Raw genomic sequence first — 20,702 nt, forward strand, 5'->3', positions numbered from 1 at the left:
TTGCTAAAAAGGGAGGCAGTTGCGTTGATTAAAAAAGAAAAAATTAACCAGAACATCGAATGGATTCAAGTGACTGATTGTCTTCCAATCGAAAAACAAACTTTAAAAGATCAATATCATCTCACCGCTGAAATGCTTTATTATGTACTTGATCATCACGAACGTCCACGAATGGAATATTATGATGATGAACAATTACTTTTAATTATTTTTGACGTTGCTGAGCCATCACGATTTAGTGGTGATATTTCTGCCGAACCAATCGGAATTATCATGACTGGAGACCGTTTATTTACTTTTACTGCTAATCAAACTAATTTTGTTAATCCATTACTAAGTGGAATCGTGAATAAGCTTCCTGCTATGAAGCGCGATACGGTTTCAACTCTTGATATCGTTTTCAAAACACTCTATCAACTTGCTATCCAATATTTTGATTACATCAATAATATCAATAGTATTAGGACTAAAATCCAACGTAACCTACGAAGTAAAACTCGAAAAAGTGCAATTAGTCAGCTTTTGAATTTACAAACTGATTTGGTCTACTTTTTAACTTCACTTTCTGCTAATAATGACATGTTAATGATGGTTAAACGTAAACTAGGCAAAACTCTCTCTGATGATGATAACGATATTCTCGATGATGTAATTGTCGAAATTCAACAAGGATTATCAATGGCTCAGATGGCTAATCAAGCAGCCCAACAAGTAGCAGGTGCTTATTCAAACTTACTTGATAGTAACTTGAATAGTACTATGAAATTTTTAACCGTCTTTTCAATTGTCTTAACGGTGCCAAATATCGTTTTTGGATTCTATGGTGAAAATGTTGAGCTACCATTTATGAACCATGCCATGGCATGGCAATTAACCATCCTGATTAGTTTTATTTTGATAGTAATCGTCTTATTAATTATGCGTTTTAGTGATTTTTTCAACCGTTAAACTTCAAATTCCCTTTACCATTCGTAAGGGGAATTTTTTATGCAAAAAATTAAAGCTTTAATAACTAAATACTGGATTTTACTAAGTTTAATTGGCGCAATCTTAACTATTATTGCTCTAGTTAAGTTGCCTAATCTAAGCAATCTAGCAATTCAAGCTGAACTACCAAAAACTTCATTAACGCATCGTGCCCATCAGATTACTCATCATTGGGGTAACAATTTAAATGACGCCACCATGATTACACTTACTTATTCAGTTCCAAACGAACTTTCTGACAGTCAAAAATTACGTTTAGAAAATAAAGAACGCTTTTTAATTGAACATAAACATGATTTAAAGATTTACAAAGTTACTAGCATACATACTAGTCCGCATGCTAATCATTTATTCAACGGCAAGAATTGGCGAAAACTGCAGATTTGGATCCCCTATCAGCTCGTCAATAGTCCTATTTACCAAGCTCAACTTCGCCATTTATGTTCGTTATCAGGATTTAAAACCAATTGGGAAAACCCACTTAACGAACAATATCAAAGATTAGTAGCTCAGTGGTACCAGCAAAAAATAATCTGCGTTTGGGTCATATTAATTAACTTTATCATTTTATTGCTAATTACTTCATTAACTAAAGCACTTCTGATCACCTTAGCTAATTTAGAATTAAGTATCATTAATTTAAGTTTATTTGCTAATTTAATTCATTCATTTTTCTTTTACTCACCATTACTTATTATTTTGCTAAGTTGTATTACCAATATGAGTATAATGTTATGGCATTATCAACCCCATTGGCTTATTAAACTAACTAATCCGATGCAAAGTTGGCATCCGTTAATTTCACTAATGCTACTCAGTTGTTTGATTTTTCCACTACTTAGTAATTTTCAAATTCATTTTCAATCGCCTCAACCCCACCAATCTGTAACCGTTTATTTAACAAGTACTAAATCAATTATTAACCAAACTTCCTTAAATGATTTAAATCGTCTAACCAATGCTCTCAAATCTTTACCAAACGTCAGCCAAGTAACATCTTTGCCCCAACCTGGTGGAAAATTGATTTCTAAGTATCAACTTGGGCATCAATTAGCTGAAATTAACCAAAATTTAATCCAACACCAACGTATTAATCAAAGTGAAGCAATTAAGCTTAAGCATCTAAATGCCAATCATCACATTTTTTCACTTTTAAAAAGTCAAACTGAGCAACTACAACAATTAAAAAATGAAACGATCTCTCAGGAAACGGTAACGAACCTAATTCAAAATCAAATTACTACTCAAACTGATTTAACCAATCGAATTAGACAAGCCCACCAAGGGTTGGTAGAAACTCAAACTAAAATAGCAGAAAATCAATCAACTGATGAAATCAAAAGCTTATCTAACCTCCAAAATCACACCAACCACCAATTTTATTTAACGAGTCAAGATTCAAGGGGCACTAACTTTAGTCAGACTTGCTTTAATTACAATAATGCTTTTCAAACTGCCACACGTATAGAAATCAATCTTCAAAACGGAAAACTTGGTAGATTGCCCCAATTAATTAAAAATCAACTAGTGGGAACTAACTTTCAATCAAAAATTGGGATGACTGGAATTCCAGTCATTGAAAATCAGCAGAATCAGCAATTTCAACAACGTTTAATTTCATTTTTGTTACTCTTATCAATCCTAATTTTAAGCATTAACTGGCTCAAATTTAAGTCCTTTGAGTTTGCAATAATTACCATTTTGCTAGTCTATCTTGCAGCAGCTGCTAGTTTAGGAATGTTAGCTTATTTAACCGATTATCAATTTACCTTACCCATCTTCTATCTTATGCTTCTGATGTTTACTTTACTCTCACTTGTTCCTAGTAACTTTTCTGCTATCTTAACAATTGCCCTAATTACAATTCCATTCCTAATAGTTCCAGAATTTCGAAAGCTGGGTTATACACTAATAACTTTCACCGGTATTTATCAGGCCTTTTTCCCAATCATTCTTCAAATTACCCAACAAAAAAAGCAGCTTTTAAAAAGTTGCTTGCATAAGATTTTAAAAAGCCCCCAAAATTAATTGGTGGCTTTTTGGTCGACATCTTCAACTTTATAAACAATTTTACCATCAGGATTAAGATAACTGTATAATCGTTGGGTCTGGTTTTTATCAAAATACCCCATATCCATCATGGTAATTCCATTGTGTTCCACAAAACCATGATGCATTTCTAAGATAATTTGGTGAGTATCCTTAACATCTTGCATGTGTTGTTGTGATTTTTCAAGTGCCGTTCCAAGCGGACAGCCTTCATCTAAAAAGTGTTTTATTAATCGTACCATCACAAAATTTTCATGATCAAAAACTCGGGAAGCCATTTTTTCATTACGGACACTGTGAATATAACCCTTTTGTTCCCAGTAACGAAGTTGTCTTGGTGAAACTCCCGTCATTTTACTAACTTCACCAATCCGAAAGATGTAATTTTTTTCATTAAAATCTTTTAAAAATTTAGAATCTTTCACGTCCTGGTTCCTCTTCTCTAATTAAAATTAATTATTTATTATACTCGATAACTTTGATTTGGTCACCTTCAACACTCATTTTAGTAATGCTTCCATTAGCTGGGCGAACACTCAAATCAAACTGACCTGATGCTGAAAAACGATCAACTAAACTTAGTAAAGTATTCCCATGACTAACTAATAAAACATTATCTCCATCTTCTAAGTTTGGATTATCAGTAATTAGCTTCAGTCCTTGATTAACTCGTTTCCAATACTCTTCTGCATCTTCAGCCAAATGAAATGGATCAGCTGCCTTCATAAAGTCTTTAGCGTGGTCCATATCATACTTTGTGATAATATCCTTGAACGTTGGTGCCCCATGGGGAGCTCCAGTTGCATACCACGCTTCATCCATATTTAAGCCTTCAAAATAACCATAAAATTGTTCCCGAAAAAATGGTGAAACAACCGGTGGATGAACGTTAAAAGTCTGATTTTGATCATCAATAATTGACATTGTTTTACAAGCACGGGGCATATCACTACAGTAGGTTGCTTTAAAATCAATTTTAGCTAAACGTTTACCTGTTGCAACAGCACCGTCAATCCCCTTTTGGGTTAAAGGAGAATTACTCCATCCTTGTAACTTATTGAAAATATTAAAATACGTCTGTCCGTGTCGGACTACATATAAAGTAAACTTTGCCATAATGTCGCTTTCCTCTCTTTTTAATTAGTATAACACGCAATTATGCTTAGATTAATTCTTATCCTTTGCTTAGTTTTTTTTACATTTAAAGTCTGCTATCATGTAGTTTATGTACTATCTCAATTGATAAGGGGTTATAATCGTGAAATTCATAAAAAAATTAATGGCAAAAATCAATACTCGAATTGGTTTTTTCGTCCTTTTAGTCGGCTTATTCTGGGCTAAAACAATCTATGCTTATTTCGTGGACTTTCATCTAACAACATCCGATTTTTTACAACAGGTCTTACTATTAATCAATCCAATTGCAACAACCGTGATTATTTTTGGATTAGCATTTTATTTAAAACCGGCTAAACTTTTTTATCCTGCCATCTTATTTCTCGATTTTTTAAACACAGTCTTACTATATTTAAATGTCATTTATTATAGAGAATTCACTGATTTTATGACCGTTTCCACTATGACCGGTTATTCAAAAGTTGATCAAGGGCTTAGTGGTGCTTCCCTAGCCTTAACTTCCCTACACGATGTTTTCTATTGGCTTGATATTATCATTATTATTTTATTAATCATTTTTCGAGTTATCAAAATTGATAAACATCAATTAGGCTCAAAATTCGCTTTTGCAGTCTTTTCATTAGGTTCACTGATGCTCGTTACCAATATTACTTTAGCTGATATGGACCGTCCTCAATTATTAACGCGAACTTTTGATCGAACTTATGTGGTTAAATACCTTGGATTAGATGTTTTCACTACTTATGATGGATTTCAAACTCATAAATCAAATGAATTAAGATCAAATGCTAGTAAATCAGAAATTTATAAAGTTAAGGATTTCACTGATAAACATTATGCTGCCCCCAATAAGGATATGTATGGTTCTTTAAAGGGAAAAAATGTCATTATTATTCATTTAGAAAGTTTTCAGCAATTTTTAATTAATAAAAAAATTAACGGAAAAGAAGTTACTCCGTTTTTAAATTCTATTTATAACAGTAATCATACCTATGCTTTTGATAACTTCTTTCATCAAGTTGGACAGGGTAAAACCTCAGATGCAGAAAATATGTTAGAAACTAGCACTTACGGCTTACCTCAAGGCTCCTTATTTGCCCAACTGGGTAGTGACAATACCTTTCAAGGTGCTCCTGCTATTTTTGATCAGCATGGCTACTCAACGGCTGTTTTTCATGGAAATATCGCTAGTTTTTGGAACCGAAATAACACCTATAAAAATTTAGGTTATCAATACTTCTTTGATGCTAGCTATTATGATACTTCTGGTGATAAAGCATCCGGCTATGGTTTAAAAGATAAACTCCTATTTAAAGATTCAACTAAGTATTTACAACATTTGCAACAACCATTTTATGCTAAGTACATCACGGTCACTAACCATTTTCCTTATGATTTAGATGAAAAAGATCAAAAAACTGATCCCCTTACGCCTCCAGATACTGATGATAGTGCAGTCAATAATTATTTTCTAACTGCTCACTATCTGGACCAATCTATCAAAGAGTTCTATCAATATCTTGATAAAAGTGGATTAAGCAAAAACTCTGTCGTAGTTTTGTATGGTGACCATTATGGGATTTCTAATTCTGAAAATTCAAGTCTAGCCCCAATTTTAGGTGTTAAATCTGAAGACTGGAACAATTTTGATAACACCCAACTTCAGCGAGTGCCATTTATGATTAATTCCCAATCTTTCAATAATGGCCACATTGATCACACGTATGGTGGTGAAATTGATGTATTGCCAACTTTGATGCACTTGATGGGAATGAGCACTAAAAAATATATTCAATTTGGAACTGACCTCTTCTCCAAAGATCATGATCAAGTCGTCGCTTTTCGAAATCAAGATTGGGTTTCTCCTAAATATACTTGTATCGGTGGCACAATTTATGATTCTAAAACTGGAAAAGTAATTAAACCTAATGCTAAATTACAAAAGAAAATTGATGCGATGCAAAAACGAGTTAATACTGAATTAAGTCTTTCTGATATGCTTAACTCCCAAAACTTACTTCGTTTTTATCATCCTAAGGGCTTTAAAACGGTTAATCCCGCTGACTATAATTATTCAAATGAGCTTAAACGGGAAGAAAAAATTGAAAAACAATTAGGTGATAAGTCTTCTAGTGTCTTTGATACCACAGGTCAAAAAGATACTAAAAAAACTTATAAAACTGATGCTCCCGAAGCAAATGAACCACGGAGCGATACCAATAAGATTCAAATTACCAACCCTGATTCAAATAACCAATAAAAAAATTCCAGATCAATTGATCTGGAATTTTTATTTAGAATATTATTTATGCAAAGCCGTACTATGAATTGGCATCCGTCGATCTGGATAAAGTCGTTTCATAATAGCATTAACTGCGACTGGTGCTTCACCAAACCCAGTTGCAATTAAAGTATCTTTTCCGGAATAAGTAGCTTGATCTCCAACACTAAACACGCTTGGTTCAGAAGTTTCCATTTCTGAATTAACTTCTATCAAATGATGATTTAAAGCTGGTTGAATTTGCCAACCTTCTAAATCTTTATTGTTAGAAATAAAGCCATAATTAACGACTAGCTTGTCAGTCATAAAGGTTGCTTCATCTTCTGTTTTTAGTTTTTTAGCGGTCACTTGAAGCCGACCGTCAATTTCATCCAGTTGTTTAATCAAATATGGGGTTAAAATTTCAACCGAAGAATCATTTAATTTATCAACCATTTTTTCTAACCCACGAAATTCATTCCGACGATGTAATAACGAAACGTGCTTTGCAACTGGTTCTAACATCAAGGCCATATCCACCGCTGAGTCTCCCCCACCTGCTACCATAACATCTTGGCCAGCAAACTTCTGCAAGTCTCTCACACTGTAAGTAATGAACTGATTGGCAACTTCATCAACATTTTCGGCGCGCAATTCACGCGGTTTAAACGAACCGTTTCCGGCTGCTAAAATCACTGTCTTGCTGTCATAGGTTCCTTGATCAGTTTCAATTTCAAAATGGTCATCCTGATGAATTACATTAGTGACCTTAGTACCAACGCGTTGTTCTACTTCAGACATTGTGTCTAATTGGTTTTGTAACTTGTTAATCAATTCTGAACCCTTTAAGCCAGCAAAACCAGCTACATCCAGAATCGTTTTTTCTGGATATAAAGCATTAACTTGGCCACCTAATTCGGAAAGACTTTCAATAATCTGAACTTTAGCATTTCGCATTCCTGCATAAAATCCAGCAAACATTCCTATAGGGCCACCACCAATAATTGTGATATCATATAGTTTGTGTGACATTTATAATCAACTCTCATCTAAAATTTATTTACAAAGGAAATTTTACCATTATGAAATACAAAAAGACATTTATTTTTAGCATCTTTATCTTAATTTTAGCAATTGGATTCGGTGGATGGTACTATAACGCTCATAAAGAGTCATCATATACCGTAAAACAAACTCGAACTGCAACAGTATTTATTCCTGGTTTGGGTGGTAATTTTATCACTTCTGATTACATGGTATCATCTTGGGACAAAGATGGGGTAGCCACACGTGCTTTACAAGTATACGTTAAAAATAATGGTCAGGTAGAAACTACTAAGCAGTTCGCTAAAGTCGGTAAAAACAATCCCGTTATTCAAGCCAATTTCCAAACTAATAATAAACCAGCACAAGAAGCTCGTTTGATGCCAAATCTACTTAAATATCTTCACCAAAAGTATGGGATTGATCATGTAAATTTGATTGGTCACTCCTCAGGTGGAGAAATCATTTATAATTATCTAACTAATAAAGGTGGATTAAATAAAGTCCCAGCTAAAGATCTTCCACAAGTTGATCATTTTGTTTCGATGGCAAACACCTATCCTCTTCATGATAAAAACATTAAAAATCTTCCTAAAAACTTAGAAATTCTAAACTTCTGTGGAGACATTGATCATACTGGAAGCGATGGCCTAATTCCAACTCGAGATGTTAAACCATTTGGTAACCTTGTTAAGGGGCACGTTAAGAGTTACAAATTCATGGTCTACCATGGTGATCCACAACAAGCTCAACACTCAATGTTACATGAAAATCCAGCCATTAATAAAATCATTGCACAATATATGTACAATTAAATTAAAACGAGCAAATTATGGACAAATATCCAAATTTGTTCGTTTTTTAGTATAAAACTATTGAGTTATCTTCAAAAATCCAGTATCATAAAGAAAATAAACTAACAATTACTGGAGGAAAACTAATGGGCGTTAAGAAAATGATTCTGGATGTAGATACTGGTGTTGATGATGCCATGGCCATCACCTATGCCGTTGCTGACCCAGCGGTAGAATTAATTGGTATTCTTTCTTCCTATGGTAATATCGATGCACAACGAGCTGCTGATAACGCTCTTAAAGTTTTGCACTTACTTCATGCTGACAATGTTCCTGTTTTTATTGGGGAAACTGATCCTTTAGATCACCCCTATCAAAGAATTGACATTAATGCTCAAATCCATGGAGAAAATGGAATTGGCGATGTTGAATTAACGGAGACAGAAACTCAAACAGAATCTCAAAATGGCGTTGATTTTTTAATTGAATCAGCTAAAAAATATGGAAAAGATTTAACAGTCGTTGCAACTGGTCCAATGACTAACCTTGCAGCCGCTATTACAAAAGATCATGACGCAATGAAAATGATTGGTAACATTACCATCATGGGTGGCGCTTTAACAGTTCCTGGAAACGTAACTCCAGTTGCAGAAGCTAACATTGAACAAGATCCCGTTGCGGCCAATAAAATGTTTACTAGTGACCTTGAAATTACCATGGTAGGTTTAGATGTTACTCTTCGAACTTTACTTACTAAAAAGGAAACGAAGCAATGGCGTGAAACTAACACTGAAGCTGGAGAAAAAATGGCTGATATCGTTGACTTCTATATTGATGTTTATGATGACATTTATCCTGAACTCGGTGGATGTTCACTTCACGATCCATTAGCCGTTGGGGTTGCTATTGACCCAAGTTTCGTATCATACTTACATATGAACATCATGGTTACCACAGACCACGATGCTTACTATGCTAGAACTATTGGCGACAAGGCTCGCTTAAATGATCCAGAAACCAATGTCAACGTGGCGGTAATGGTTGATAAAGAACGTTACCTTCAAGTATTTATGGATAACTTCTTAACCTTGTTTAATAAATTAGGATAATAATAAAAGCTCAAACAAAAAGTGTTTGAGCTTTTATTATTATTTAAACCGTTGAATTTTAAGCTTTTTCAAATAATCTTTTCTTTTTTTCAAAGTCGAGGCCGATATCATACCAAAATTTTGCCAACGAATCCTTTTAAATCCAAGTTGTTTTAAAGTATGATTAATAAAAACTTTTTTAATTGCATTTCCATTGAGATACTTAATATAAAAAGTAGGTGACGTTGAAGTTGTCAAAACATAACAATGTTTAATATTTGTCAACTCCCCTTTCACTCCTAATTTACCGATAGTATGTGATAATCCATTTCCTTCTTTCATGACCTTGTCTATCCAACCCTTCAACATCCCAGGAATACTATTCCACCAAATTGGTGTTATAAAAATCACTGTACTTGAATTTCTTAATAAGTCCAAATACTTTATCACTAATGGATCAACCGTTTTTCCAGCATGAAATAAACTTAATTCTTTAGCCGTATAAAATGGCGCAAATTCATCTTTATATAAATCAATCACAGTATAATCTTGGTGGTGCTTTTGTAAATTATCCTGAATGGCATGTAACATAGCATGATTAAAACTTTTTTCATAAGGATGGCAGTAAATAATTAGCACTTTTTTCATAATTTTTTATCTCCCTTAACAAATTCAGATAAAGTTAACTTAACTAATGATTTATCAAATTTTGTTATTTTATTTTTGATTAGTAGTGAATATCCTTGAATAAAAGACCAAATTTGTAAAAAAAAGGTGTCATTATCTACTTGCTTATCAGTTATTTCATTAATTAATTGTTTAATTAGATTAAGCAATTTAAAATCTGATTCAGTTTCCATAATATTTAATGAAGAGTTTAAGAATAAAAAATCCATCAAATATGGTTCTTTTTCAAAATTAGCGCATAATTTTTGTCCAATATAAACTAACACATCAAATGGTTGATTATCGTCTAAGTTTTCTAAATGCAAATCAGCTACCATCTTTTTAGATAGAATTAATGCTACTTGCTCAAATAAATCATTTTTATTTTTAAATCTATTATAAAATGCTCCTGTGGTTAAACCAGACTTCGCAACAATTGTTCTTAATGACATTGCATGATAGTCATTCTTTGAGATCCAATCAATAGTTTCATTGATAAAAGTTGCTTTTATTTCATCCATTTTTATATTCCTTTTATGATAACAGTGTTATTGAAACTATAATAACACTGTTATCATAAAAGGAATAGAGCTTTACAATATAAAAATTCCCCCAATTTTTATTATCTACTTTTTTCTTGCAATCATTACGAACCGATCTTCATTAGTACTGATACTACCAAATTGACGAATAATTTTTGCCAAGTTTTGTAACTCTAATAATTTATTTTCTACACAAAAATTAGGAAATTCCCATGGAATAATAGACGCATAGTAAACCAGCGCACCAACATCCAAAAATTTCATTACTGGTTGGTACTCATCAAAATAAATAATTTCAAAATTTAACTTTTCAAATGCAGTAACTGTATTAAGTAACGTATTATCAGGATAAGCAATTTGGTAATCATGATTTAAATATCTAGATAAGGAATAGTTATTTAAAGCCCCCACTTGTTGTGTAATAAAAAGCCCATTTTGTTTTAACTTTTGTTTAATTAAATCAGCATCAAAGGCCGAATGACGATTAGTAATCATATCTAAAGAATTGTTAGCAACTGGCAAATCTGATTCATGCTCACTTTCAATAACTCTAACCCCCTCTAATGCTAAAGTTTGCTTTAATAATTCAACATTCGGTTTCCAAGCTTCAGTCACCTGTGTATTTTTAGCGGGATGCTTAAAATTTTTTAATAGTTCTCCTCCACCAGTTCCCATATCTAATAACTGCATATTTGGTTTCAAATATGTTAGGACTAATTTTAAATAATCCCAAGGGAGAGACTCATTTAACCAGCGCTTATCTAAATGAGCAAAATTCCACCCTTTAATACCTAAATTTTCTTCTAACTTCCATTTATCAATTTCATTCATTTTAATATCCTATTTCTCGCTTATTCGCGTTATCAACTAATTTTTTTAATTATAAACATTATTTTTTCTTTTTCAAGAAAAAATGTAGAATAGAGGTAGCATAACAAACCAAATTAGAGGCTTACATTATGAATCTTAATGAATTTAACAATTCTTATTTTTATAAAACCGATTTACAAAAAATCTGTCAAAAACATCACCTTCCTACTTATGGGACAAAATCCGAACTGGAAATGTATATCAAAAAATATTTAAGTGGTGTACCAGTCTCAAAAATCTACCCAATTCGTACCAAAACAAAGAACCAAGTCAGTTTAAAGCATAATCAAATATCTCCAGATACCAAGTTATTAAATTCTGGTTTCTCTTTAAACAATGAGGCACGTCAATTTTTCGCCGATTATTTTAACGTTTCTGAGTTCCACTTTAAAAAAACTATGGCAGTTAAACTTCGTGAATGTGAAAAAAACAACGATACTAATGCAACAGTGATGGATTTAATCAATGCTTTAAAACATAAAATTACCAAAAGTAACGCTGAAGTAGCTACTTATCAATGGAATAACTTTGTGAAAGATTTTTGTGCTAGTCCAAAAAGCAAGATGTTTACTCATAAACTATCAGTTGCAGCAATTTTATGGAAATATGTAAAAAGTAATCCTGGTCTAAAGCATTATGATGATAAACTTATTAAATTAAACTTTGAAAAAGTTCAAAGTTTTATAAAAAAATGAGCAACTGAATTAAAGATTCAGTCGCCCATTTTTATTTAGTTAAAGAATTTAACCAACTATTCGTGTATTCAAGATTAGATTTAATGACCTTAACCTGTGGATTAGTTGGATCAAACTTTCTTGATTTAGAACTTAAAGCATACGATTGTTGTAATAACATCTTAGCTTCTTTTCTTTCGTGATCAGTTACTTTTTTCTTATTGCTAGTCCAAGGAAAAACATCTTTGCTAACTTGACGCTTTTGAATAATTTTCTTTTGAAATTTATTAAACTTATACATAAAACTTTCACTATTAAACTGATAATCATCAAGATTAACGGCTGTATATTTTTCTTGCTGATGCTTAATTCGTTCCACTCTAATTTTTTCAACCATTGCTTTTCGTTGCTGAAGTTTAAAAAGTGAAACTGAAATAACCATCACTAAAATCCCTAATACTACGTATGAAATGATTTTAAAATAATGTTTTTGAATAAAACTTGTTGTTTTTTTGCCATTGTTAAAAGTCATTTTTATACCCCTTTTACTATTACATTCATTATAGGGGTAATTTAGAGGTTTAGGTAGTAAAAACTAGCAAAAAAATCATTTTAAGTTTAATTGCTTGTTCTTCGTGTATTGTTATTAAAAATTGTTTTAGCGATATTAATTGCATTTAACACTTTTGGAAATCCAACATACGGAATACATTGAACAAAAATCTCAATAATTTCTGCTTTAGTAATTCCAACATTTAATGCTCCATTAATATGCACAACTAATTGTTGCTCTGTATCTCCTTGAGTTAACAAACTTGTAATTGTAATTATCTCACGCTCTTTTAAACTCAAAGTATTATCAGCATAAATATCGCCAAAGGCAAACTCAATAATATATTTACTTACATTAGGAGAAATATCTGCGAGTGAATTGATCACTTTTTCTCCTTGCTTCCCATCAATTTTCTTTAAATTTTTCAATCCAATTTCATACCGATGTTCATCCATAATATTTCTTTCTCCTTTACATTTATTATTTAAAAGATAAACTATGAACTAAACTTTATAGCAAGGAGAAAGCTATGTATTCAATGAAAGAATTCTCAAAAATTGTCCATTTGCCAATTTCAACCATTCGATATTATGAAAATAATGGTTTGTTAAATCCAAAACGTAATCACAACAATTACCGAGTCTTTGATGAACATGACTTAACTTGGATTAAATTTATCATTCGCTTAAAACAGATTGGCATGCCAATGAAGGAAATTAAGATATATTCAAAGCTACGGGAACAGGGAAATCCAACGATTCCTGCAAGAATGAAAATGTTACATCAACAGCAAGAATTATTAAAAAATAAAATGGAAATTTTAAAAAGTGATTTTGCATACTTAGATAAAAAAATAAGTAGCTATACTGAATTATTGAAAAAGTAGTTAAGAGGTGCCTATCATGCAAGAATTACACACTGATTCAGGAATTAATTATGTATCTAAAGGAACCGGGATTCCAATTGTTTTTATTCATGGACTATCATTGGATAAAAATTCTACATCAAAATTTTTTGAATATTTTATTAAATCAAACTTTCAAAGAATTTACCTCGATCTTCCAGGAATGGGTAGTAGCCCTGCAAGCTTTCCTGCAACTAGTGATAATATCCTAAAAAAGTTAATTAATTTTATTAAGGAAGTGCTTGGAACTCGTCAATTTATCTTGTATGGTCACTCCTACGGTGCTTATTTATCAATTGCCGTCGCTAACCAATTATCAAATCAAGTGCTTGGACTATTTCTAACTTGTCCGGTAATCACAGCAGATAAGTCTAAACGAATCATAGCTAAACATCTTAATCAAGTTAACGTGTCAGTATGCGTTACAAAAAATAGTGACTACTGGGATGACTTTATGAGGATGAATGTTATCATAAATCGTAACAATTGGATTAAATATCAAGAATTAATTATTCCCGGACTAAAAAATGTCAATCGAAAATTTATCGACGAACTAAGTCAAAATTATCCCTTTAAAAATGAAACAGATTTAAAAAATATTAATTACAAATGCCCAATTAAAATCTTAGCTGGGTATCATGATCAAATAGTCGGTTTCAAAGACCAACTTGATTTTGTAAAAAATAATAATGACATATTAATTTTAAAAAATGCTGGTCATAATTTAATGATTGATCAGTCCCAAATAACTAAATTTCAGTTCAATGCTTTTGTAACCCATATCCAAAATAACCTACCAAAAATTAGTTAATCATCTTGATTACTTTTTCACAAGAAAGGGTGTATTCTAATAATTGAAAGAGGAGGTTATTACTTATGACACAAAAACAGACAACAGCAGAATTAAAAACAATCGTGGACAAACTCAATGATGAGAACCAATCAGTGGATATTAAGGAAGTTGTCGCCGAGCTTGATAAAATTGCTGCTCCTTATTTAGCCAAAGCTTACAAAAACACCTGGGCATTCACTCCAGAAAAGAAATTAACTGAAGAACAGTTAAAAAATTCCAAGGTTTTAAATGAACATTTAGAAAAGTTAGATCGCTTTGAACTAGCGTTAGTCGTTGATCAAATTTCACAATTGATTTAGTAAATCATATAATTTGCCCGATTCAAAATAATTTGTAATAATAAGGACAACAAATATAGAGGGGAATGAAAATAATGGCTGAATTTTCTGGATTATTAGAAACTGGCGACGGTCGTATTCTTAACCTTGCCAACGTTAACTACGTAGCACCTCACGAAAGTGAAGGTAAAGTAATTTCTTACCGTGTTCATTTCGAAAATAACACTACCGAAGAAATTGATATTAAAGCATTCCAAGCACTTGAAGCATTTGCTGCAAACAATCAATAATTTAATGTTGACTAAAAGACCTGATTTAAAAATCAGGTCTTTTAATTTTGAAAAATTTTAAAAGTTTAAGCCGTTTTTAATAATTTTTTCAGGAGATTTTTTTATTAAGATTTTACCATTCTTAATTGAATAGAGCATTGTGCGACGTTCATTGAGAACATCATAAAAATTATCGGCATCAAAAACTAAAAAGCTAGCTGGGTTGCCGACTTTGATGCCATAGTCATTCGCTTGGTGAAGAGTTTTAGCTCCATTAATTCCAATTAACTGATAAGAATCAAGAATTTGATGATATCCCATCAATCCGCTCGCTAAAATCCCAACGTAAAGAATATCTAACATATTACCATTTCCCATCGGATACCATGGATCCTTAATATCGTCTTCACCAAAGGCCACATTAACGTGATGTTCCAATAATTCTTTTACACGGGTTAATCCTCTCCGTTTAGGGTAAGTATCAAATCGACCACCTAAGTGCATATTAACGAGCGGATTTGCAACCATATTAATTTTTGACATTTCTAATAATCGCATCAGCTTATAAGCATAAGCATCGTTAACACTTGCTAAGGAAACCGTATGGCTAGCTGTAACTCTATCTTTCATTCCACTTTCATATGCTAGAGTTGCTAAAACTTCTAAGTTTCGTGAATTAGGATCATCAATTTCATCACAATGGACATCAACTAATTTATCATATTTAACTGCCAAGTCCATTAAAAACTTAAGCGAATCACGACCGTAGTATTGATTAAACTCATAGTGTGGAATCCCACCAATAGCATCAACGCCTAATTTAGCCGCTTCTTCCATCAATTCTTTTCCATTGGGAAAAGATAAAATCCCTTCTTGAGGAAAAGCAACTAATTGCAAATCGATAAAATCGGAAACTTCATCACGAACTTCTAACAAAGCTTTCAAAGCCGTAAAGGATGGATCAGTAGTATCAACATGACTTCGAACTGCTTGAATTCCATGAACCGCTTGCTGTTTTAAAGTGGAAATTGCTCGTTGCTTCACATCTTCTTTGGTTAAAGTCTTTTTTCTTTCAGACCAAATTCGAATTCCATCAAATAAAGTTCCTGTTTCATTCCACTCAGGTTCGCCAGCTGTTAAGGTTGAATCTAAATGGACATGTGGATCAACAAATGGTGGAATCACTAACTTTCCCTTTAAATCGATTGTCTCATTATCAACTTCATTAATTTCTGTATCAATTTTTGCAATTTTGCCATTTTTAATCAAAATATCTTTTAATAATGGATCATTTTCAATATGAACTTGTTTAATTAACATACTTATCCCTTTCATTTTGCTATCAGCTTATTAGTTAGATAGTACACCACTGCTACTACCAGCATCACGATAAAAGTTGCCCCAGTGGTTTCCTTAATAAGATTTAAGTTGGCTAACCCAAAATAAAGAACGATTCCCCCTACCCAAATTGCAATGGCTAACCAATTAATACCATTATGGAACCAAAATTTACCTTTTAGTTTAGAAAAATTTTCTAATTGATAGTCCTGACCATTTAATAAATAGTAATCAACTAGCATAATTGCAATAATTGGACCTAAGAACATCCCAATATAATCTAAGAAATTAGTAAAGATGGTTAAGAAGTCTCCATTGATGACCGGAATTAGTGTAAAAATCATAGCAATCACAGTTGCAATCAAAAGTGAATTTTTCAAACTAATCTTAGGTAACATATTATTTAAAGCTGAACCTGAAGCTTGTAAGTTAACTGCATTTGCAGTCATACTAGTCAAAACAATTACTACCATAGCAACTAATCCTAGTCCAAGTTTATTAGCAACCGTACTAGGATCAGAGTTGTTTGGATTATAAATTCCCGAAGTTATTGCAATGCTAATGGTAGTTGCAAGTCCCATTATGGCAAAACTAAGTACCCCAATCAGCGCACCCCAAAAAGATGCTCGGGTAGCAATTTTGCTATTTTTCGCAAACCTAGTAAAATCTGCACTGCTAGTTACCCAAGCTAAATTAAAAGCAGCTAAAATATCAATGGCTGATCCAAAAGGCATCTGGTCATTTTTCGGAACTACCCACTTAACTAATTCCATTAAAGAAACGTGACGAAAAACTACAATTGCTTCCCAAATCACAAACATCATCACGATGACAATTCCAACTCGTTCAATAATTCGAACTGATTTTTGTCCAGCAATAATACTAAGTAAGTGCAAAATGCTCATGATTAAAATTCCAATAATTAATCCCTTATTTCCACCCGGATGACCAAAGATTGGCCACCCGAAAAAGCTATGAAAAATAAAAGAAAGTGAAGTAGCAGCAATAAACGTATTAACCGCGGTCCATCCCATAAACATGACAAAATTAATAGATGATGGTACTAAGCTACCTCTAATTCCGAAAGTTGCTCTAGTTAAAGCAGTAGTTGATAATCCAGTTCGATAACCAATCAATCCCACTAAACTCAAAAATATATATGACAAAATTGAAGCAATCAATAATGCCCATATACCACCAATAAAACCACAAGCAGCAATAATCCCACCAATAAACCACGTTCCATTATTAGCATTAGCACCAAACCAGTTAGCAAACATATCCCAATAAGTCATATTTCTTTGAGACATGGGAATCTGATTAACTTGATATTTACTCTTAGACATCTTTTCCCCCATAGTCCTAAAAAAAGCGTACCTTTCGATTAGAAAAGCACGCAATTTAAGTTATTATTCGCAATTAAACTAAATTACTTTTTGGCTTCTCTGAACCAGTTAAAGTTTGATATTAAATAGAATTTTATCATTATGATGATAGTTGTCAATCAGTAAAAGAATTATTAATATAAATCTTTTACTATACTTCTTCTAGGTACAAATCATTGGGTTTAGTCTTTCCGGTCATTTTAAGAAAACGGTAGTAAGCCCAAGCAAGTACAGCTGGAACTACCACTCCAAATGCAAGGAGAACAAAGAATCCAGTTTTGTTGTTAGCCCACAACCAAAGTGGTGCGATGAATGAGTTAAGACCCAAACCGGCAATTAGGAAAGGTGCCCGAAAATGAAAAACAACTACAGCGATAGGTGCCATTAGCATTGCAATTGCTAATGGACCCACTGCCAAGAGGGGACTTTTAAGCAAATTAGGAAATTGAACCTTTGGTGTTACTAATGTCTGTGCAATATTACCACCCCAATTATTTTGATTGAATGACATAGCAGTGAAAACAACGAATCCAACTGTTGTGCCAATCAAAGCTGCTCCACCAGACATTGGATCTAATTGTACAGCGATAGCTAGTGCAGCCGATGAAGCAGGTGTCATCAAAAATAAAAACCATGCTGCTGATACTACTACTGAACCAAGAATAGGATTAACTCCCATGGTATCTGCTAATCTTTCACTTACCCAATTCAAAGCAGGAGTTGTTACTGCTCCAAAAGCTAGTCCAGCAAGTGAACCAACCAATGCTACGGCAAATGGTACCAAAACTAAGTCAAGTGGAGTTTTTCCAGTCAACCATTTACCAAGTACTGCAGCTATGATGGCAGCCATAACAGCCGAAACTGGTTGCCCAATGGTCATTACGGCTGAGCCAGCTGCTTGAGGAGCCATCCATCCAGTTGCGGTTACTGCTTTAGCAACTGGGGCAGCGGTAAAGTAAACTCCATTTGCTCCAACTGTTGCAGCAATCATCGTTGCTCCAGTTACTAAAGTAGTAGTCCGAAGCATCATGGCAACTGACATTCCTAAAGCTGGAGCTAAAAGCCGTTGCCCCAAAAGTCCACATTCATTGAGGGCTTGAAAATGAAACATGGTTCCAAGAGTACTTAGAAGCAAACCCATTCCTAATACTGCCAAAATTGTATTAGAGATTCCTGCTGAAACTTGATAAACCCATTCTTTGAGAGTTGTAGGTGTCGCCTCTGGAACAAATTTGTTTTTAGTTTGTGTTTCTGCTGTCATAATGTTTCCTCCTTTTAAATAAACCATAAAAAATTGAAATAAAAAACGCCGATTAGAGCATGGCTCTAACCAGCGTATACATGAATATGAATATTCAATGATAGACTCTGGTCGGCCAATTTCCTTTGGCCGACACAAAGTGCTCGACCGCTTTACTTAATAATAATTAAGTTAATAGCGATCAAGACTAATTTAGTATTTACATTCATCATTGAAGTTTTCATAGCATGCCTCCGTTTTCTTTTTTTATAATTATGCCTGATTTAAAGAAAAAGTCAACTTTTTTTTGAATAAAGTTAAGATTTAAACGTCAATATCGACTAAAACATCTAACAAAGTTAACAATATCAAGTGTTATGATTATTTAAAATATTTTTTTAAATAATCAACTACCCCATCTTGATCATTAGTTAAAGTTTCCGCATTAGCAAGCTTTTTGATTTCTGGTGTGGCATTTTCCATCGCCACCCCGACTTGAGATTGTTCTAACATTCCCGCATCATTTTCCGCATCACCAAAGGCCATTAAATTAGAAAAGTCCCAACCAAAATGGTCTAATAATTTTTCTAAGCCAGCCGCTTTATCACTATGAGCGGGTAAAAATTCTAAAATTCGATCTTGTGATCTGACAATGTGATATTTATCAGTCACTGCTTTAGGCAAGTTAGCCACCGCCTTATCTAAAATTGCTGGGGTATCTGCCATAATCATTTTAGAATATTGTTCATTAGGTAAATCTTTAAAATTGGTGGGCGTAAAATCCATTTTGGCGGCTAACATTTCGTGGTAAATGGAGGGTTTTAATTCAGACATTGGATAAACTTGGTTAAAATCAAGGACATCTAACGGATATCCCTCTTTCTTAGCGTAGTCAAAAAGCGGCTGAAGTTGTGCTCGTTTCATTCCCGTCTTAGCTAGTTCCTGTTTATCGGAATTGCGCACCACTAAGCCCCCATTAAAGGTAATCGTGTAATCTTCTGCATCATCTAATCCAAGTTGTTCAATAAATTTCCAAATCGCATTAATCGGACGTCCCGTACATAAGACTATCTTAATTCCAGCTTGATGTAATTTTTTTAATTCAGCTTCATTAACTTTACTAATCGTTTTATTAGAAGTTAACAAAGTGTTATCTAAATCTAACGCAATCATTTTAATCATTTTTATTTCTCCATATCAAAAAAACGCCCCAAAGGACGTCTTTATTTTTTAGGCTCTAAGTTTTTCTTCTAATTGTTTAAGTTCAGCTTGTCTGATATCACGAGGTAAAAATCTTCTAATTTCTTCTTCGTTGTATCCGACTTCAAGTCGCTTATCATCAAAAATAATTGGGCGCTTGATTAAATCTGGATACTTAACTAATAAATCAACTAATTGACCTAATGAAAGATCATCCAAATCAAGGTGAAGCTTCTTGAAAATGTTAGATCTCGTTGAAATAATATCTTCACTACCGTTTTCAGTTAAACGCAAAATGTGTTTAACTTCATCAGCATCCAATGGTTTAGAATTAATATTTCTTTCTTTGAATGAAATATCGTGATCTTTTAACCAAGTGCGGGCTTTCCGGCTTGAAGCACTACTAGGGGCAACATATAAGTTCAACATATTAAAACAACCTCCTCATATTAAAGACATGTAAGCTGTTTGATAAATCTTGACTATTTATCTAACACCTTAACTATATCATATCCAAACTTTGCGTCAATAAACTTTACAATACTTAATAAATTATTATTATTTTTATGAA

General features: G+C 33.0%; 23 protein-coding genes. 10 read left to right on the forward strand and 13 right to left on the reverse strand.

What is annotated here, in order from left to right:
* The first annotated feature begins 24 nt into the window (after positions 1-24).
* Both AC0GLY_RS06165 and AC0GLY_RS06170 read left to right on the forward strand, forming a co-directional pair.
* Positions 25-948 (forward strand): magnesium transporter CorA family protein, encoded by a 924-nt coding sequence (locus tag AC0GLY_RS06165; RefSeq protein WP_496611296.1) that lies wholly within the window; start codon positions 25-27, stop codon positions 946-948.
* 39 nt (positions 949-987) lie between these two features.
* Positions 988-3,015, forward strand: coding sequence for a hypothetical protein (locus AC0GLY_RS06170; protein WP_496611297.1), 2,028 nt, complete (start codon positions 988-990; stop codon positions 3,013-3,015).
* Here AC0GLY_RS06170 and AC0GLY_RS06175 read toward each other — a convergent pair.
* Both AC0GLY_RS06175 and AC0GLY_RS06180 read right to left on the reverse strand, forming a co-directional pair.
* Positions 3,012-3,461, reverse strand: coding sequence for a MerR family transcriptional regulator (locus tag AC0GLY_RS06175; protein ID WP_496611298.1), 450 nt, complete (start codon positions 3,459-3,461; stop codon positions 3,012-3,014). The two genes, AC0GLY_RS06170 and AC0GLY_RS06175, sit on opposite strands and share 4 nt — an antisense overlap.
* Positions 3,462-3,492: 31 nt before the next feature.
* A complete protein-coding gene (locus AC0GLY_RS06180) occupies positions 3,493-4,152 on the reverse strand; it encodes a histidine phosphatase family protein (protein WP_496611299.1) in 660 nt (219 codons plus the stop codon).
* A gap of 151 nt (positions 4,153-4,303) precedes the next feature.
* On the opposite strand from AC0GLY_RS06180, the gene AC0GLY_RS06185 reads away from it, so the two are divergent.
* A complete protein-coding gene (locus AC0GLY_RS06185) occupies positions 4,304-6,433 on the forward strand; it encodes an LTA synthase family protein (protein ID WP_496612266.1) in 2,130 nt (709 codons plus the stop codon).
* A 42-nt stretch (positions 6,434-6,475) separates the two neighbouring features.
* On the opposite strand, the gene AC0GLY_RS06190 is transcribed toward AC0GLY_RS06185, so the two are convergent.
* On the reverse strand, positions 6,476-7,465 hold the full coding sequence (locus tag AC0GLY_RS06190) for an NAD(P)/FAD-dependent oxidoreductase (protein ID WP_496611300.1): 990 nt from the start codon (positions 7,463-7,465) through the stop codon (positions 6,476-6,478).
* A 50-nt stretch (positions 7,466-7,515) separates the two neighbouring features.
* Here AC0GLY_RS06190 and AC0GLY_RS06195 point away from each other — a divergent pair, with 50 nt between their 5' ends.
* Together AC0GLY_RS06195 and AC0GLY_RS06200 are read left to right on the forward strand one after the other, a co-directional pair.
* Positions 7,516-8,292: an alpha/beta hydrolase gene (locus tag AC0GLY_RS06195; RefSeq protein WP_496611301.1), complete on the forward strand. Its 777-nt coding sequence runs from the start codon at positions 7,516-7,518 to the stop codon at positions 8,290-8,292.
* Positions 8,293-8,417: 125 nt separating this feature from the next.
* Positions 8,418-9,380 (forward strand): nucleoside hydrolase, encoded by a 963-nt coding sequence (locus AC0GLY_RS06200; RefSeq protein WP_496611302.1) that lies wholly within the window; start codon positions 8,418-8,420, stop codon positions 9,378-9,380.
* A 39-nt stretch (positions 9,381-9,419) separates the two neighbouring features.
* On the opposite strand, the gene AC0GLY_RS06205 is transcribed toward AC0GLY_RS06200, so the two are convergent.
* The 3 genes from AC0GLY_RS06205 to AC0GLY_RS06215 form a co-directional block, all read right to left on the reverse strand.
* Entirely contained in the window at positions 9,420-10,007 is a 588-nt protein-coding gene (locus AC0GLY_RS06205) for an NAD(P)H-dependent oxidoreductase (protein WP_496611303.1), read from the reverse strand.
* Positions 10,004-10,546 (reverse strand): TetR/AcrR family transcriptional regulator, encoded by a 543-nt coding sequence (locus AC0GLY_RS06210; protein ID WP_496611304.1) that lies wholly within the window; start codon positions 10,544-10,546, stop codon positions 10,004-10,006. The genes AC0GLY_RS06205 and AC0GLY_RS06210 overlap by 4 nt, the downstream gene beginning before the upstream one ends.
* Positions 10,547-10,651: 105 nt before the next feature.
* Positions 10,652-11,398 (reverse strand): methyltransferase domain-containing protein, encoded by a 747-nt coding sequence (locus AC0GLY_RS06215; RefSeq protein ID WP_496611305.1) that lies wholly within the window; start codon positions 11,396-11,398, stop codon positions 10,652-10,654.
* 128 nt (positions 11,399-11,526) lie between these two features.
* On the opposite strand from AC0GLY_RS06215, the gene AC0GLY_RS06220 reads away from it, so the two are divergent.
* Positions 11,527-12,132: an SAP domain-containing protein gene (locus tag AC0GLY_RS06220; protein ID WP_496611306.1), complete on the forward strand. Its 606-nt coding sequence runs from the start codon at positions 11,527-11,529 to the stop codon at positions 12,130-12,132.
* A gap of 31 nt (positions 12,133-12,163) precedes the next feature.
* On the opposite strand, the gene AC0GLY_RS06225 is transcribed toward AC0GLY_RS06220, so the two are convergent.
* Positions 12,164-12,643, reverse strand: coding sequence for a hypothetical protein (locus AC0GLY_RS06225; RefSeq protein WP_496611307.1), 480 nt, complete (start codon positions 12,641-12,643; stop codon positions 12,164-12,166).
* 86 nt (positions 12,644-12,729) lie between these two features.
* Positions 12,730-13,119, reverse strand: a complete 390-nt coding sequence (locus AC0GLY_RS06230) for a carboxymuconolactone decarboxylase family protein (protein WP_496611308.1) — start codon at positions 13,117-13,119, stop codon at positions 12,730-12,732.
* A 74-nt stretch (positions 13,120-13,193) separates the two neighbouring features.
* On the opposite strand from AC0GLY_RS06230, the gene AC0GLY_RS06235 reads away from it, so the two are divergent.
* The 4 genes from AC0GLY_RS06235 to AC0GLY_RS06250 all read left to right on the forward strand — a co-directional run bounded on the left by AC0GLY_RS06235 (position 13,194) and on the right by AC0GLY_RS06250 (position 14,989).
* Positions 13,194-13,550 (forward strand): MerR family transcriptional regulator, encoded by a 357-nt coding sequence (locus AC0GLY_RS06235; RefSeq protein ID WP_496611309.1) that lies wholly within the window; start codon positions 13,194-13,196, stop codon positions 13,548-13,550.
* Between the two features lie 16 nt (positions 13,551-13,566).
* A complete protein-coding gene (locus AC0GLY_RS06240; protein WP_496611310.1) occupies positions 13,567-14,379 on the forward strand; it encodes an alpha/beta fold hydrolase in 813 nt (270 codons plus the stop codon).
* A 65-nt stretch (positions 14,380-14,444) separates the two neighbouring features.
* Positions 14,445-14,720, forward strand: a complete 276-nt coding sequence (locus tag AC0GLY_RS06245; protein WP_496611311.1) for a hypothetical protein — start codon at positions 14,445-14,447, stop codon at positions 14,718-14,720.
* Positions 14,721-14,794: 74 nt separating this feature from the next.
* Positions 14,795-14,989, forward strand: coding sequence for a hypothetical protein (locus AC0GLY_RS06250; RefSeq protein WP_496611312.1), 195 nt, complete (start codon positions 14,795-14,797; stop codon positions 14,987-14,989).
* Positions 14,990-15,046: 57 nt separating this feature from the next.
* Here AC0GLY_RS06250 and codA read toward each other — a convergent pair whose 3' ends face one another.
* From codA to spx, 5 genes are all read right to left on the reverse strand, one after another.
* On the reverse strand, positions 15,047-16,288 hold the full coding sequence (gene codA, locus AC0GLY_RS06255) for a cytosine deaminase (protein ID WP_496611313.1): 1,242 nt from the start codon (positions 16,286-16,288) through the stop codon (positions 15,047-15,049).
* A gap of 11 nt (positions 16,289-16,299) precedes the next feature.
* A complete protein-coding gene (locus tag AC0GLY_RS06260) occupies positions 16,300-17,652 on the reverse strand; it encodes a cytosine permease (protein ID WP_496611314.1) in 1,353 nt (450 codons plus the stop codon).
* A 190-nt stretch (positions 17,653-17,842) separates the two neighbouring features.
* Positions 17,843-18,952, reverse strand: a complete 1,110-nt coding sequence (locus AC0GLY_RS06265; RefSeq protein ID WP_496611315.1) for a PTS sugar transporter subunit IIC — start codon at positions 18,950-18,952, stop codon at positions 17,843-17,845.
* Positions 18,953-19,312: 360 nt separating this feature from the next.
* Complete coding sequence (locus AC0GLY_RS06270) at positions 19,313-20,113, reverse strand: Cof-type HAD-IIB family hydrolase (protein ID WP_496611316.1); 801 nt, start codon at positions 20,111-20,113, stop codon at positions 19,313-19,315.
* A 48-nt stretch (positions 20,114-20,161) separates the two neighbouring features.
* Positions 20,162-20,560, reverse strand: a complete 399-nt coding sequence (gene spx, locus AC0GLY_RS06275) for a transcriptional regulator Spx (protein WP_496611317.1) — start codon at positions 20,558-20,560, stop codon at positions 20,162-20,164.
* Positions 20,561-20,702: the final 142 nt, after the last annotated feature.

This window comes from Fructilactobacillus sp. YLN 2507 (assembly GCF_059614085.1).